General features: G+C 44.4%; 9 protein-coding genes and 2 pseudogenes. All 11 read right to left on the bottom strand.

Annotation, left to right across the window (positions count from 1 at the left end; genetic code table 11):
• Positions 1 to 12 precede the first annotated feature (12 nt).
• The 11 genes and pseudogenes from L0M13_RS00190 to rpoC all read right to left on the bottom strand — a co-directional run bounded on the left by L0M13_RS00190 (position 13) and on the right by rpoC (position 15,084).
• Positions 13 to 1,554, bottom strand: coding sequence for a 2-isopropylmalate synthase (locus L0M13_RS00190; protein ID WP_235197808.1), 1,542 nt, complete (start codon positions 1,552 to 1,554; stop codon positions 13 to 15).
• Positions 1,541 to 2,575: a ketol-acid reductoisomerase gene (gene ilvC, locus L0M13_RS00185; RefSeq protein WP_235197807.1), complete on the bottom strand. Its 1,035-nt coding sequence runs from the start codon at positions 2,573 to 2,575 to the stop codon at positions 1,541 to 1,543. The genes L0M13_RS00190 and ilvC overlap by 14 nt, the downstream gene beginning before the upstream one ends.
• A 29-nt stretch (positions 2,576 to 2,604) precedes the next feature.
• On the bottom strand, positions 2,605 to 3,117 hold the full coding sequence (ilvN, locus tag L0M13_RS00180; protein WP_052654169.1) for an acetolactate synthase small subunit: 513 nt from the start codon (positions 3,115 to 3,117) through the stop codon (positions 2,605 to 2,607).
• A pseudogene (gene ilvB, locus L0M13_RS00175) lies at positions 3,114 to 4,840 on the bottom strand (biosynthetic-type acetolactate synthase large subunit). Before ilvB ends, ilvN begins: the two are co-directional and overlap by 4 nt.
• A gap of 352 nt (positions 4,841 to 5,192) precedes the next feature.
• Entirely contained in the window at positions 5,193 to 6,092 is a 900-nt protein-coding gene (ilvE, locus tag L0M13_RS00170; RefSeq protein WP_235197806.1) for a branched-chain-amino-acid transaminase, read from the bottom strand.
• Between the two features lie 534 nt (positions 6,093 to 6,626).
• Positions 6,627 to 7,815 (bottom strand): annotated as a pseudogene (tuf, locus tag L0M13_RS00165) (elongation factor Tu).
• A 115-nt stretch (positions 7,816 to 7,930) separates the two neighbouring features.
• The gene (gene fusA, locus L0M13_RS00160) at positions 7,931 to 10,009 is read right to left on the bottom strand and encodes an elongation factor G (protein ID WP_235197805.1); all 2,079 of its coding nucleotides are present in this window, start codon (positions 10,007 to 10,009) and stop codon (positions 7,931 to 7,933) included.
• Positions 10,010 to 10,063: 54 nt separating this feature from the next.
• Positions 10,064 to 10,534 (bottom strand): 30S ribosomal protein S7, encoded by a 471-nt coding sequence (rpsG, locus tag L0M13_RS00155; protein WP_008432480.1) that lies wholly within the window; start codon positions 10,532 to 10,534, stop codon positions 10,064 to 10,066.
• Positions 10,535 to 10,579: 45 nt separating this feature from the next.
• The gene (gene rpsL / locus L0M13_RS00150) at positions 10,580 to 10,999 is read right to left on the bottom strand and encodes a 30S ribosomal protein S12 (protein WP_052654186.1); all 420 of its coding nucleotides are present in this window, start codon (positions 10,997 to 10,999) and stop codon (positions 10,580 to 10,582) included.
• Between the two features lie 100 nt (positions 11,000 to 11,099).
• Positions 11,100 to 11,348, bottom strand: coding sequence for a 50S ribosomal protein L7ae-like protein (locus tag L0M13_RS00145; RefSeq protein WP_235197804.1), 249 nt, complete (start codon positions 11,346 to 11,348; stop codon positions 11,100 to 11,102).
• A gap of 130 nt (positions 11,349 to 11,478) precedes the next feature.
• Positions 11,479 to 15,084, bottom strand: coding sequence for a DNA-directed RNA polymerase subunit beta' (gene rpoC / locus L0M13_RS00140; protein WP_235197803.1), 3,606 nt, complete (start codon positions 15,082 to 15,084; stop codon positions 11,479 to 11,481).
• Between the last annotated feature and the right edge of the window lie 31 nt (positions 15,085 to 15,115).

Genomic DNA, 15,115 nt, shown 5'->3' with positions numbered 1-15,115 from the left:
CGATTTATCCGTTTAAACTACGGCTGCTTTTGCTTTCTGCCCCACTTTTACCAATTGGCGGTTAACGGCATTTAAATAGGCTTTCGCTGTAGCTTCCAAGACATCTTGCGCGACATCGCGGCCTGTTACGGTTTCCCCGTTATATGTCATATTGACGACTGCTTCGCCAAGTGCGTCCCGGCCTTTGCCGATTGAAGTGACGCGGTAATCTAAGATATGCACTTCTCCTGCAACCACTCGCTCCAATGTGTTGAAAATCGCTTCCACGGAGCCGGCACCGGTTGCTGCTTCTGTCACCAATTCACCGTTCGGATGAGTGGCTGATACCGTCGCAGTCGGAATGTTTACGGAACCATAATGCACTTGCACACTTTCCAATTCGTAGACCGCGACCTCTTTTTCATTGATTTGCTGATCCGTCAATAAAACAAACAAATCATCTTCCACAATTTCCTTTTTGCTATCCGCTAATTTCTTGAACTCCGCAAAAGCTTTATTCAATTTCTCGTCCGTCAATTCAAAGCCCATTTTAATCGCACGGTCTTTGAAAGCATGTCTGCCGGAATGTTTGCCAAGCACCAATTCAGTCGATGCATCGCCAATCAATTCCGGCGTAATAATTTCATACGTCAACGGATTTTTCAGCATGCCATCCTGATGGATGCCGGATTCGTGGGCAAATGCATTTTTGCCGACTACCGCTTTATTGGGCTGGATCAGGCTGCCGGTCAATTGGCTGACCAATTGGCTGGTCCGTTTGATTTCTTTTAACTGAATGCCCGTTTCAGTTTGATAGATTTTATTGCGAATATGCAGAGCTACTGCAATTTCTTCCAAAGCGACGTTCCCGGCCCGTTCTCCGATGCCGTTGATCGTTCCTTCAATTTGCGTGGCTCCGTTTTCGATTGCCGCCAGCGTATTCGCTGTCGCCATCCCGAGATCATTATGGCAATGCGCCGACAGTTTTACATGTTCAATGCCGACTACATTTTCCTGGATATAACGGAACATGGCACCGTATTCTTCCGGTGTTGCGTATCCGACCGTATCCGGAAGGTTGATCGTTGTCGCTCCAGCTGCGATGACTTTGCGGATAATGTGAGCCAAGAATTCTGGATCTGAACGCGAAGCATCTTCTGCTGACCACTGGACAAGCGGGAAGTATTTGCGGGCGTATTTGACTGACTCTACTGCGATCTCAACCACTTGTTCCGGTGTTTTCATTAACTTATGTTCCATATGGATCGGCGACGTCGCCAGGAAAATATGGACGTGGGGCTGTTCGCCGCCTTTTAACGCTTCCCACGCAGTGGAAATATCTTTTTCAACCGAACGGGCAAGGCCCGTTACGATTGAATTCTTCACTGTATCTGCGATGCGTTTGACGGCATCGAAATCGCCTGGTGAAGCTGCCGGAAACCCTGACTCGATGATCGTTGCGCCAAAACGTTCCAGCTGGTGGGCAATCTCGATTTTCTCAGCAGTGTTTAAGTTAATCCCAGCCGACTGTTCTCCGTCCCGAAGCGTTGTATCAAAGATGTCAATTTTGCGCACTGGCGACCACCTCTTTTGTTTTTGTCTTTTTGCCTTCATTGACGAAAGGCATCATCGCACGAAGCACGCGGCCGACTTGTTCGATTTGATGCGTTTCTTCCGCTTTTTCGATCGCTGTAAACTCAGGGCGGTTCAATTGGTTCTCAAGCAGCCAGCCTTTCGCGAATTTGCCTGTCTGGATATCCGTCAACACATCTTTCATACGCTCTTTCGTCGCCGCATCCACAATGCGCGGCCCTGAAACGAAATCGCCCCACTGGGCAGTATCCGAGATGGAGTAGCGCATTCCTGAAAGTCCGCCTTCATACATTAAGTCGACGATCAATTTCAGTTCATGCATACATTCGAAGTAAGCAACTTCCGGCTGGTAGCCCGCTTCCACTAAGGTTTCAAATCCGGCTTTCACCAATGACGTAACCCCACCGCACAGTACCGCTTGTTCTCCGAATAGATCCGTTTCCGTTTCTTCTTTAAACGAAGTTTCAAGCACCCCGGCGCGTGCAGCCCCGATTCCTTTCGCATAAGCAAGTGCCACTTCTTGCGCTTGCCCTGACACATCTTGATGGATAGCGAACAATGCCGGAACTCCAGCTCCCGCCTCGTATGTACGGCGAACAAGATGGCCTGGTCCTTTCGGTGCCACTAGGAACACATCGACATCTTCCGGTGCAACGATCTGGTTGAAGTGGACGTTAAAACCATGAGCGAAAACTAAAGACTTTCCAGCTGTCAATGCCGGTTTGATTTCTTCGTTGTAGATTTTCGTCTGCTTTTCATCCGGTACTAAAATCATGATGACATCTGCTGCCTGTGCCGCTTCGGCTACTGTCGTTACATTCATGCCATCTTCTTTTGCCTGTTCGAATGATTTTCCAGGTCTTACCCCGACGACTACGTTAAAGCCTGATTCTTTTAAGTTTTGTGCATGTGCATGGCCTTGTGAACCATATCCGATGATTGCGATCTTTTGTCCTTTTAGTACTTCCTCGTTTACATCTTGGTTATAATACATTTTTGCCATTTTCATTTCCTCCTCGGATTTTTAGGTTTTTATAAAATGGATAGTTGTGCTGTATGTGTTTTCTGAGTTTCACGGACAAACGCAGATACGCCGGTTCTCGTTAACTCCTTGATGCCATAAGGCCGCATTAAATCAATAAAAGCTTCAATTTTTTCAGGATCGCCTGCCACTTGGAAAGTAGTGACGTTTTTGCTCATATCCACTACCGTCGCCCGGAACGGTTCAACGATGCTGTAGATTTCATTTCTCGCAGCCGGTGGCGTGACCACTTTGATTAACGCGAGTTCTCTCATCACCATCGCTTTGTCGGTGATATCATTTACCTTGATCACGTCAATTTGCTTTTGAAGCTGTTTTAGCAGCTGCTCCAGTTTCCCTTCATCTTCGACATTTACGACAAAGGTCATTTTCGACATTCCGGGCTGCTCGGTGTGCCCGACCGAAATGCTTTCGATATTGAACTGCCTTTTCATCAAGAGCCCGGTCACACGATTTAAGACGCCGCTTTGATTGATTACCGTCGTTGTTATGACTCGTTTCATTCGATTTTCACTCCGATCATTTCATTCAGCCCCTTGCCTGGTGCTACCATTGGATAAACACATTCCATCTGAACCACCCGGCAATCGATCAATACCGGTTCAGTTGAAGCTAACGCTTCGGCAAAAACCACTTCCGCTTGTTCCATCGTTTCCACTTTATAGCCTTTTACATCATAGGCTTCAGCAAGTTTGACGAAATCCGGCTGTACGTGCACCAATGATTGAGAATAACGTTCCTCGTAGAAAGTCTCTTGCCATTGCCGGACCATCCCAAGGCTTCGATTGTTCAAGATGATGATTTTGACCGGAAGCCTCAATTCTTGCAGCAGCGATAATTCCTGCAACGTCATTTGGAAACCTGCATCTCCAACAACAGAGATGACTTGGTCATCCGGTCTGGCGAGCTGTGCTCCGATGGCTGCCGGGAATCCAAAGCCCATCGTTCCGAGCCCACCGGAAGTCACCCAATTATGCGGATGATTGAACTTATAATACTGGGCCGTCCACATCTGGTGCTGCCCGACATCCGTCGTAACCACTGCATTTCCATCAGTCAATCGCTGGATCAACTCAATCGCTTGTTGAGGAAGAATGCCTTTTTCTTCACCCGTTTTATAGCAAAGCGGATATTCTTCTGAATTCGCGGTCAGCTTGTCCAGCCATTCCGCTTTCTCTGATGTTTCAAAGTTCTGTTCCAACAATGCTTTTAGCGCCTCTTTTGCATCTGCCACAATCGGAATCGCCGTCGGTACATTTTTGCCGATTTCCGCTGGATCGATATCCACATGAATCACTTTTGCATTCGGCGCAAAGTGGGCTAAATTACCAGTCAGCCGATCATCAAAGCGGCTCCGATATTCAATAACACATCACAATCACAAATTGCAGTATTCGCGGTATATGTTCCGTGCATTCCAGCCATCCCGAGGAATAAAGGATGAGTGCCTTCTATCGTTCCAAGCCCGAGCAAAGTATTCGTAATCGGGATTTGGTGCCGTTCGATAAACGCCTTCAGCTCTTCAGTTGCTTCCGCTGCAAGTACACCCGCACCTGCCAAGATCAAAGGTTTTTCGGCTTTTGATAAAAGCTGGGCTGCTTTCTGGATTTGCAGGTAATTTGGATGCGTCGTCGGCTGATAGCCTGGAAGATTTACTTTCGACTGTTCTTGAGTGCCTTTGAACAATTCGTTTGAGATATCTTTCGGAATATCTACCACTACCGGTCCCGGGCGCCCCGTGGAAGCGATATAAAAAGCTTCTTTGATAATCCGGGGGAAGTCTTCTACACTTTTCACTTGGTAATTATGCTTCGTGATCGGCTGCGTGATGCCGATGATATCGGCTTCTTGGAAAGCATCTGTCCCGATGACGGTGCTGGCAACTTGTCCTGTAAATACAACCAATGGCAGCGAATCCAGCATCGCATCTGCAATCCCGGTCACCAGGTTAGTTGCTCCCGGCCCCGATGTCGCAATCACCACTCCCGGCTTTCCTGACACCCGAGCGTATCCTTCGGCGGCGTGGATCGCACCTTGCTCATGTCGCGCAAGCACGTGCCGGATTGGGTTTCTATGCAAAGCATCGTAAATCGGCAGCACCGCTCCTCCTGGGTAGCCAAAGATGATATCCACACCTTGCTCTTTCAAAGATTGAATCAGGATATCAGCCCCGCTGCCTTTCAGTTTTAGTTCCGTTTTTTCTTCAACTTCTACATTTACTCCCAATCTCTCCGCCTCCTTTTGAATTATGTCTTCGGTAGAATAAAAAAAGCTTTTTCATCCTACACAAAGAAACTTGTTCTTTGCATAGGGATGAAAAAGCTTCATGGTACCACCCTATTTCGCTGCGCAGCCGCAGCCTCATGGATAAGTTGAACTTATCCTTTGTTAACGATAACTTATTTAAACCAGTTACCGGGAATGCCTAAACGGTTTGGACCTTTCAGCACTCCACTCAGAGGGGATGTCGCTAATGGCAGTAATGCCGGCTTCCACCAATACCGGCTCTCTGTGATTACAAATCCCATTAACTTTAACCTCGTCATCGAATTGTTTTTATGTAATTGTCTAGAAAAAATCACACGACATTCAATTGTTCCGAATAAACTTTTACTCCATCTTGCTGTACGAGTTCTCGGAATGAACCAAGCAAATCATTCGTTACAGGGCCGGGAGTTCCATCTCCAATCACTCGGCCGTCCACTTTGACTACTGCAATCACTTCTGCTGCAGTACCGGTTAAGAATACTTCGTCTGCCACATAGACGTCGTGTCTTGTAAAGACGCCTTCTTGGATGTCATATCCTTTCTCAGCAGCTACTTCCATGATGGCGTTTCGGGTAATGCCTTCAAGCGCTCCAACATAACCTGGGGGTGTGAGCAATTTGTTCTTTCGAACGATGAATATATTATCGGCTGATCCTTCTGCAACATATCCTTGGTCATTAAGCATAAGCGCCTCAGAAACACCGGCAAGATTGGCTTCGATTTTCACTAGAATATTATTCATGTAATTTAAGGATTTTACTTTTGGGCTTAAGACATCTGAGCGGTTTCTTCGGGTTGCCACTGAAACAATCTCAATGCCTTTTTCATATAATGCTTTTGGAAACAAGGACAAAGCTTCCGCAATGACAATGACGCTTGGTCTAGAACAGGTCTGCGGGTCAATTCCTAAGTTCCCGACTCCTCTTGAAACAATCAATCGGATGTAAGCATCTTTCAATTGATTCTGCCGGAGTGTTTCAACAACGAGACTCGTCATTTCTTCAAAAGTATGTGGAATTTCAAGCATGATTGATTTTGCTGAATCGTAAAGGCGTTCCAAATGTTCCTCTAACCGGAATACGTTTCCGTTGTAAGAGCGAATTCCTTCGAAGACTCCGTCTCCATACAAGAACCCATGATCATAAACCGAAACTTTCGCATCTTCCTTTTTAACAAATTCACCATTCATGTAGATAACTTGTTGTCCCATGCTTTCCACTTCTTTCTGAAAAAGTTTTGTTTACTTTAACGTCAAATATTTGTTTCCTTCTTGTAAATTGTTGTTATCATATCGCCTATTCTAAGGGCTGTCAATCGCCTTTGTACGACTTTTTAGTTTATTTCGAATATTAGATTTTAATGTATCCGTTTACATTGTTGTGATACCAACGGTTTAAAGAATTACAAAAAAACTGAAAATTTTTTGTACGCAATATATTACATATGCAGTAAAATCAAAAAAAGAGCAGCCTACTCGCTGCTCCTAACTTATAAGAAATTCTTTTTAATGACTAATGATGATCCATAAATTTAATCAATCGATCTATTTAAAAAGTTATCAGACAGGGCTCAAATTAACGAAAAAAGTTAGAAAATAAACGAGAAATGTGTAAATAGGTTGTCCTTTCTAACTTCCTAACTCTAAATAAAGAGAGTGCCTGAAAAATCTAATCAGCCACCTGTCTTTTATTCCACAAAAAAATCCCTAGCTCATTTAATGAGCTAGGGATTAAACACTTACGAATTACTTCTGGATAGAAGCTACAACGCCAGCGCCTACAGTACGTCCACCCTCACGGATAGAGAACTTAGTTCCTTCTTCGATAGCGATTGGAGAGATTAGAGATACAGTCATTTCAACGTTATCTCCAGGCATAACCATTTCTACGCCTTCAGGAAGGTTACAAACACCAGTTACGTCAGTTGTACGGAAGTAGAACTGAGGACGGTAGTTTGAGAAGAATGGAGTGTGACGTCCACCCTCTTCTTTTGAAAGAACATAAACTTCAGCTTTGAAATCAGTGTGTGGAGTGATTGTGCCTGGTTTAGCCAATACTTGTCCACGTTGAACGTCGTCACGAGAAACCCCGCTGAAGAAGAGCACCGATGTTATCGCCAGCTTCAGCATAGTCTAACAATTTACGGAACATTTCTACACCTGTTACAGTAGTAGGTTTTGGTTCTTCAGTAAGACCGATGATGTCAACAGTGTCACCAATTTTAACTTGTCCACGTTCAACGCGACCAGTTGCAACTGTACCACGACCAGTGATTGAGAATACATCCTCAACTGGCATCATGAATGGTTTGTCAGTTTGGCGTTCTGGAGTTGGGATGTAGCTATCTACAGCGTCCATCAATTCCATGATTTTTGCTTCCCATTCTGCTTCGCCTTCAAGAGCTTTAAGTGCAGAACCTTTGATTACAGGAATGTCGTCGCCAGGGAAATCGTATTCAGAAAGAAGATCACGAACTTCCATTTCAACTAATTCTAGTAATTCTTCGTCGTCAACCATATCACATTTGTTCATGAATACAACTAGGTATGGAACACCTACTTGTTTAGACAAAAGGATGTGCTCACGAGTTTGTGGCATTGGGCCGTCAGCAGCAGATACTACTAGGATCCCGCCGTCCATTTGTGCAGCACCAGTGATCATGTTTTTAACATAGTCAGCGTGTCCTGGGCAGTCAACGTGTGCATAGTGGCGAGTAGCAGTTTCGTACTCAACGTGTGAAGTATTGATAGTGATACCGCGTTCTTTTTCTTCAGGTGCGTTATCGATTTGGTCGTAAGAACGAGCTTCCCCGCCTGATGCTTTAGCAAGTACTGTAGCGATTGCAGCAGTTAAAGTTGTTTTACCATGGTCAACGTGACCGATTGTACCAATATTCGCATGTGTTTTAGAGCGATCAAATTTAGCTTTTCCCATTAGAAAAATCCTCCTCGAAATATAAGTTAATTGGTCGTTTGAAGTGCCGGAATAATAGGGCCCTATTATTCCAGGCATACAAACTATTTATACTTTATTAAAGATCAAAATTCAATTATTGACCTTTATTTTTTTTGATAATTTCTTCAGAAATTGATTTTGGTACTTCTTCATAGTGATCGAAGTGCATTGAGAACACACCACGGCCTTGCGTATTAGAACGCAATGAAGTTGCATAACCAAACATTTCTGCAAGAGGAACCATAGCACGGACAACTTGTGCGTTTCCGCGAGCGTCCATACCTTCTACACGGCCGCGGCGTGACGTAATGTCACCCATGATATCTCCAAGGTATTCCTCAGGGATAACAACCTCAACGCGCATAATAGGCTCAAGAATTACAGGGTTAACCTTAGAGATAGCGTTTTTAAGAGCCATAGATGCAGCTACTTTAAATGCCATTTCGTTCGAGTCAACATCGTGGTAAGATCCATCAAACAATTTAGCTTTGATGTCGATCAATGGATATCCGGCGATAACACCGTTGTCTAGAGAGTCACGAAGACCCGCTTCAACAGCTGGGATGTATTCACGTGGAACAACACCACCAACGATAGCATTTTCAAACTCAAAACCTGCTCCTTCTTCGTTTGGAGAGAACTCGATCCAAACGTGTCCGAATTGTCCGCGACCACCAGATTGGCGTACAAATTTACCTTCAACTTGAGCTGAACTGCGGAATGTCTCACGGTAAGATACCTGAGGCGCCCCTACGTTAGCTTCAACGTTGAACTCACGGCGCATACGGTCAACTAGGATATCAAGGTGAAGTTCACCCATACCTGCGATGATCGTTTGACCAGTTTCCTGATCTGTATGCGCACGGAATGTTGGATCCTCTTCTTGCAATTTAGCAAGGGCTTGACCCATTTTGTCTTGGTCCGCTTTTGATTTCGGCTCAACTGACAATGAGATAACTGGTTCTGGGAACACCATGCGCTCAAGGATTACTTGGTGTTTCTCATCACTCAATGTATCTCCAGTTGAAGTATCTTTTAAGCCGATTGCAGCAGCGATATCTCCGCAATATACTTCAGAGATCTCTTCACGGGAGTTTGCGTGCATTTGAAGGATACGTCCAACGCGCTCACGCTTGCCTTTAGAAGAGTTTTGTACGTAAGAACCTGATTTCAAAGTACCAGAGTATACGCGGAAGAATGTTAATTTCCCTACGTATGGATCTGTCATTACCTTAAACGCTAGCGCTGAGAATGGCTCGTCTTCGCTAGGTTTACGCAATACTTCTTCATCAGAATCCGGAAGTACACCAGTCATTGGAGGTACATCCAATGGTGATGGTAGGTAATCAATTACTGCATCAAGCATTAACTGAACACCTTTGTTTTTGAAAGCAGTTCCGCAAACCACAGGATAAAACTCAACGTCTAAAGTTCCTTTACGGATAGCCGCTTTAAGTTCATCAACTGTGAGTTCTTCCCCACCAAGATATTTTTCCATCAATTCTTCGTCAAGCTCAGCAACAGCTTCCACTAATTTAGTGCGCCATTCCTCAGCAAGTTCACGATGAGTTTCAGGAATATCTCCCTCAGTAATATCAGTTCCCAAATCGTTTGCATAGAAGCGCGCTTTCATTTCTACAAGATCAATGATCCCTGAAAATTCATCTTCAGCACCGATTGGCAATTGGATCGGGTGTGCATTCGCTTGTAGGCGGTCATGCAATGTTCCTACAGAATATAGGAAGTCAGCTCCGATTTTATCCATTTTGTTGACAAACACAACACGTGGCACGCCATATGTTGTTGCTTGACGCCAAACTGTTTCAGTTTGAGGTTCAACACCTGATTGTGCATCAAGAACCGTTACCGCACCATCAAGTACTCGTAGTGAACGTTCAACTTCAACAGTGAAGTCTACGTGTCCAGGAGTATCGATGATATTAACACGGTGGTTTTTCCATGCAGCAGTTGTCGCAGCAGAAGTGATCGTGATTCCACGCTCTTGCTCTTGCTCCATCCAGTCCATTTGAGAAGCACCTTCATGTGTTTCTCCGATTTTGTGGATTTTACCTGTATAGTACAAAATACGCTCCGTAGTAGTCGTTTTACCGGCATCAATGTGTGCCATGATTCCGATATTACGTGTTTTGTCTAAGGAGAACTCTCTAGCCATGTTGTTTTTCTCCTTCCGTTTCGGATTAAGATGCCATAGGCATCTCGAAAGAAATTACCAGCGATAGTGAGCAAACGCTTTGTTTGCTTCCGCCATTTTATGAATATCTTCACGTTTCTTAACAGCTGCACCAGTGTTGTTAGCAGCATCTAAAATTTCATTAGCCAAACGCTCTTCCATTGTTTTCTCTCCACGAAGACGTGAATAGTTTACAAGGTAGCGAAGACCTAAAGTTGTACGGCGTTCAGGGCGAACTTCAACCGGTACTTGGTAGTTAGCTCCACCAACACGGCGAGCGCGAACTTCAAGAACTGGCATAACATTTGTCAATGCTTGTTCGTATACTTCAATCGGATCTTTACCGCTGCGTTCTTTAACTAGTTCAAACGCTCCGTATAGGATCTTTTGTGAAGTACCTCTTTTTCCGTCAACCATCATTTTATTAATTAAGCGTGTCACCAATTTCGAATTATAAATTGGATCTGGCAACACGTCACGTTTAGCTACAGGACCTTTACGAGGCATGTATGTTCCTCCTTTCAAACGAATTCTCTTCGTTATTTCAAGTTATTATTTTTTGACTTTAGGGCGTTTAGTTCCGTATTTAGAACGTCCTTGCATACGGCCGTTTACTCCAGCAGTATCAAGTGCTCCACGAACGATATGGTAACGTACACCCGGTAAATCTTTTACGCGTCCTCCGCGTAGAAGTACAACACTGTGCTCTTGAAGGTTGTGGCCTTCGCCGCCAATGTATGCATTGACCTCAATTTGGTTTGTTAACCGTACACGCGCATATTTACGTAATGCGGAGTTAGGTTTTTTCGGTGTCATCGTACCAACACGAGTACAAACGCCGCGTTTTTGAGGTGAGCTCACGTTAGTCTGAGACTTTTTGAAGCTGTTATACCCTTTGTTCAACGCTGGTGAGTCTGATTTCGTGCTTTTTGGTTTACGAGGCTTGTTAACTAATTGGTTAATTGTAGGCATCGATTTTTTCCTCCTCTCAAAAGGTGTTCTAATACCACATATCCAGGTGGTTCATTTTTTGGGTAAAAACAAAGTCTTTGTGTTTTCTACACAAAAACTGTTATCCAGTAATCGCTACAGCAGCTGCACCGACATGAATGCCATATGCTTTTCCAAGCTTTAATCGTGAATCTGCAAATCCGATCGGAATACCTTTTTCTTGAGCTAGTTGTATTATCTGTTCGGTCATTCGATCGTCCGCGTCTTTTGCCACTATTACCTCTTGGACAATGCCGCTTTTCAATGCTTTTACTGTCTGCTTTGTACCGATGATCGTTTTGCTTGCCTGCTTTACTTTTTCATAAGACATTTGCATATCCTCCAAAGTTCCAGACGGTTAAACCATCAACCCTCAACATGTTACCACTGTATTCAAATGGTGTCAACAATATTTCTAAAAAAACCCCGGAGAGTTTTACGAACTCTCCGGAATCCAAATTTTATGATTCTGTTCCGACAATTTCTTCTTGCGCTTGTTTTTCACTTTGCGCAATCTTAATTTGGCGGTAACGCTGCATTCCTGTTCCAGCTGGAACAAGTTTACCGATGATAACGTTCTCCTTCAGACCTAACAATTCATCACGTTTTCCTTTGATCGCTGCATCTGTAAGGACGCGAGTCGTTTCTTGGAATGATGCTGCTGACAGGAAGGATTCTGTCTCAAGCGAAGCTTTCGTAATACCGAGAATTACCGGACGGCTAGTAGCTGGCAAGTTGCCTTCTAGAACCGCTTTTTCGTTCGCTTCTGTAAATTGGTGAATGTCTAAAAGTGAACCTGGCAACAAGTCAGTATCGCCGGCTTCGATTACGCGGACTTTACGGAACATTTGACGAACCATAACTTCTACGTGTTTATCGCCGATTTCTACCCCTTGCATACGGTAAACTTTTTGAACTTCTTTCAACAGGTACACTTGGACAGATTGAACATCTTTAACCTGCAACAATTGCTTAGGATCAATCGAACCGTCTGTCAATACTTCTCCACGGCGAATTACATCACCTTCTTGCACTTTCAAACGTGCGTTATATGGAGCAAGGTATTTACGAGTTTCGACGTCGCCTTGAATCGTGATTTCTTTTTGGCCTTCGCGGATTTCATCCACTTCGGTAATCGTACCGTTGATTTCTGAAATGACTGCTTGACCTTTTGGATTTCGTGATTCAAAAATTTCCTGGATACGCGGAAGACCTTGTGTAATATCGTCTCCTGCAACCCCGCCTGTATGGAATGTACGCATTGTAAGCTGAGTTCCTGGCTCTCCGATTGATTGAGCGGCAATAATACCTACTGCTTCGCCTACTTCAACTTCGTCTCCAGTCGCTAAGTTTGTACCGTAACATTTCTTACAAACGCCGTGCTTCGTATTACATGTAAACGCAGAACGGATTGTCACTTCTTTTATGCCCGCTTCCATAATCAAACGAGTCAAATCTTGGGTGATTAATTCGTCTTTCGCTACAATAACTTCTTTTGTTTCAGGGTGGCGGATCGTTTTCTTCGCATGGCGGCCTAAGATACGCTCATCCAGCTCTTCGATCACTTCTGTGCCTTCCATCAATGCTCCAACCAGCAAGCCACGATCTGTTCCACAGTCGTTTTCGCGTACAATTGCATCTTGTGCAACGTCGACCAAACGGCGTGTCAAGTAACCTGAGTCAGCTGTTTTCAGTGCTGTATCGGCAAGACCTTTACGCGCACCGTGAGTAGAGATGAAGTATTCCAATACCGTTAAACCTTCACGGAACGAAGATTTAATCGGAAGTTCAATGATTCGTCCAGCCGGGTTGGCCATCAGTCCGCGCATACCAGCAAGCTGAGTAAAGTTGGACGCGTTACCACGTGCTCCGGAATCACTCATCATATAAATTGGATTCAGTTTGTTAAGAGATGCCATCAGTTTTTCCTGAATGATATCTTTTGCACTGCTCCAATAAGAAATAACACGTGAGTAGCGTTCTTCTTCAGTAATCAATCCACGGCGGAATTGTTTCATTACTTTATCAACGTTCGCTTGCGCTTCTTCTAGGATTTCCCCTTTATCAGGAAGAACGACGATATCGGCAACACCAACAGTGATTCCTGCTTGTGTTGAATATTTGAACCCAAGACTCTTCATGCGGTCAAGCATTCTAGAAGTTTCCGTAATGTGGAAACGTTTGAAGACTTCCGCAATGATTTCTCCAAGAATTTTCTTCTTGAATGGAGTTACTAATTCAGCTTCCGCAAAATAACTGCGGATATCTGTAGTAGTTGGAACAAAATATTTCGAAGGTGTCTCTACCTGCAAATTATAATCAGTCGGTTCGTTGATGTACGGGAACGACTCCGGCAGAATTTCATTGAAAATGACTTTACCGACAGAAGTCAATAAAAGCATTTTGTTTTGTTCTTCTGTGAAAGTCGGGTTTTTAACCGATCCGGCAAGGATTGCAATTCTTGTGTGAAGGTGGACATGGCCATTTTGATAAGCGACAAGCACTTCTTCAGGACCTGAGAATGTAGCACCTTCACCAGTAGCTCCTTCGCGTTCAAGAGTTAAGTAGTAGTTTCCTAATACCATATCCTGAGACGGCGTTACAACCGGTTTACCATCTTTAGGGTTCAAGATATTTTGAGCAGCAAGCATGAGAAGGCGTGCTTCAGCTTGCGCTTCTGATGACAATGGCACGTGAACAGCCATTTGGTCACCATCGAAATCGGCATTGTATGCTGTACATACAAGCGGATGCAGACGGATCGCTTTACCTTCAACAAGTGTCGGTTCAAATGCCTGGATACCAAGTCTGTGAAGAGTTGGTGCTCGGTTCAATAGAACCGGATGCTCCTTGATTACGTCTTCTAATACATCCCAGACTTCTGAATGCAGACGTTCAATTTTGCGTTTCGCACTCTTAATGTTATGGGCAAGTCCGCGCTCAACAAGTTCTTTCATTACGAAAGGCTTGAACAGCTCAATCGCCATCCCTTTCGGCAATCCACATTGATACATTTTCAAGTTCGGTCCAACAACGATAACGGAACGGCCTGAATAGTCAACACGTTTACCAAGAAGGTTCTGACGGAAACGTCCTTGTTTCCCTTTTAGCATATGAGAAAGAGATTTTAATGGACGGTTACCTGGTCCAGTTACTGGACGGCCACGGCGACCATTATCGATTAGCGCATCTACAGCTTCCTGAAGCATGCGTTTTTCATTTTGAACGATGATGCTTGGAGCGCCAAGATCTAATAGACGTTTTAAACGGTTGTTCCGGTTGATTACCCGGCGATACAAATCGTTTAAGTCGGAAGTTGCAAAACGTCCGCCATCTAATTGAACCATTGGGCGAAGCTCAGGTGGAATAACCGGAAGAACATCTAGAATCATCCAGTCAGGGTTGTTCCCAGAGTTACGGAAAGATTCTACAACCTCAAGGCGTTTAATCGCACGCGTACGGCGTTGGCCTTGAGCAGTTTTCAACTCTTCTTTCAACGAATCTGTTTCGCGTTCAAGATCGATTTCTTGAAGAAGGCGTTTGATCGCTTCTGCACCCATAGCAGCTTGGAATTTCTTGCCAAACTTGTCGCGGTATGCACGGTATTCTTTTTCTGAAAGAAGCTGTTTCTTCTCAAGCGGTGTATCTGCAGGATCGATTACTACGTAAGAAGCAAAGTAAATAACTTCTTCTAGTGAGCGCGGAGACATATCCAAGATAAGGCCCATGCGGCTCGGAATCCCTTTGAAATACCAAATATGTGATACAGGAGCTGCAAGTTCAATATGCCCCATGCGCTCACGGCGAACTTTCGAACGAGTGACTTCAACGCCACAGCGATCGCAGACTACGCCTTTATAACGGACACGTTTGTATTTTCCGCAGTGGCATTCCCAGTCTTTTGTAGGACCGAAAATACGTTCACAGAACAAACCGTCTTTTTCTGGTTTTAATGTACGGTAGTTAATTGTTTCTGGCTTTTTGACTTCTCCATAAGACCATGAGCGGATTTTATCGGGTGAAGCTAATCCGATTTTCATATACTCAAAATTGTTAACATCTATCAAGGAGCCTACCTCCCTTTTGTCTCGAGTTTCT

This window comes from Planococcus sp. 107-1, assembly GCF_021513255.1.
GTDB lineage: Bacteria > Bacillota > Bacilli > Bacillales_A > Planococcaceae > Planococcus.
The sequence above is the reverse complement of the archived record's forward strand: the minus strand, read 5'-3'. Positions and strand labels throughout refer to the sequence as shown.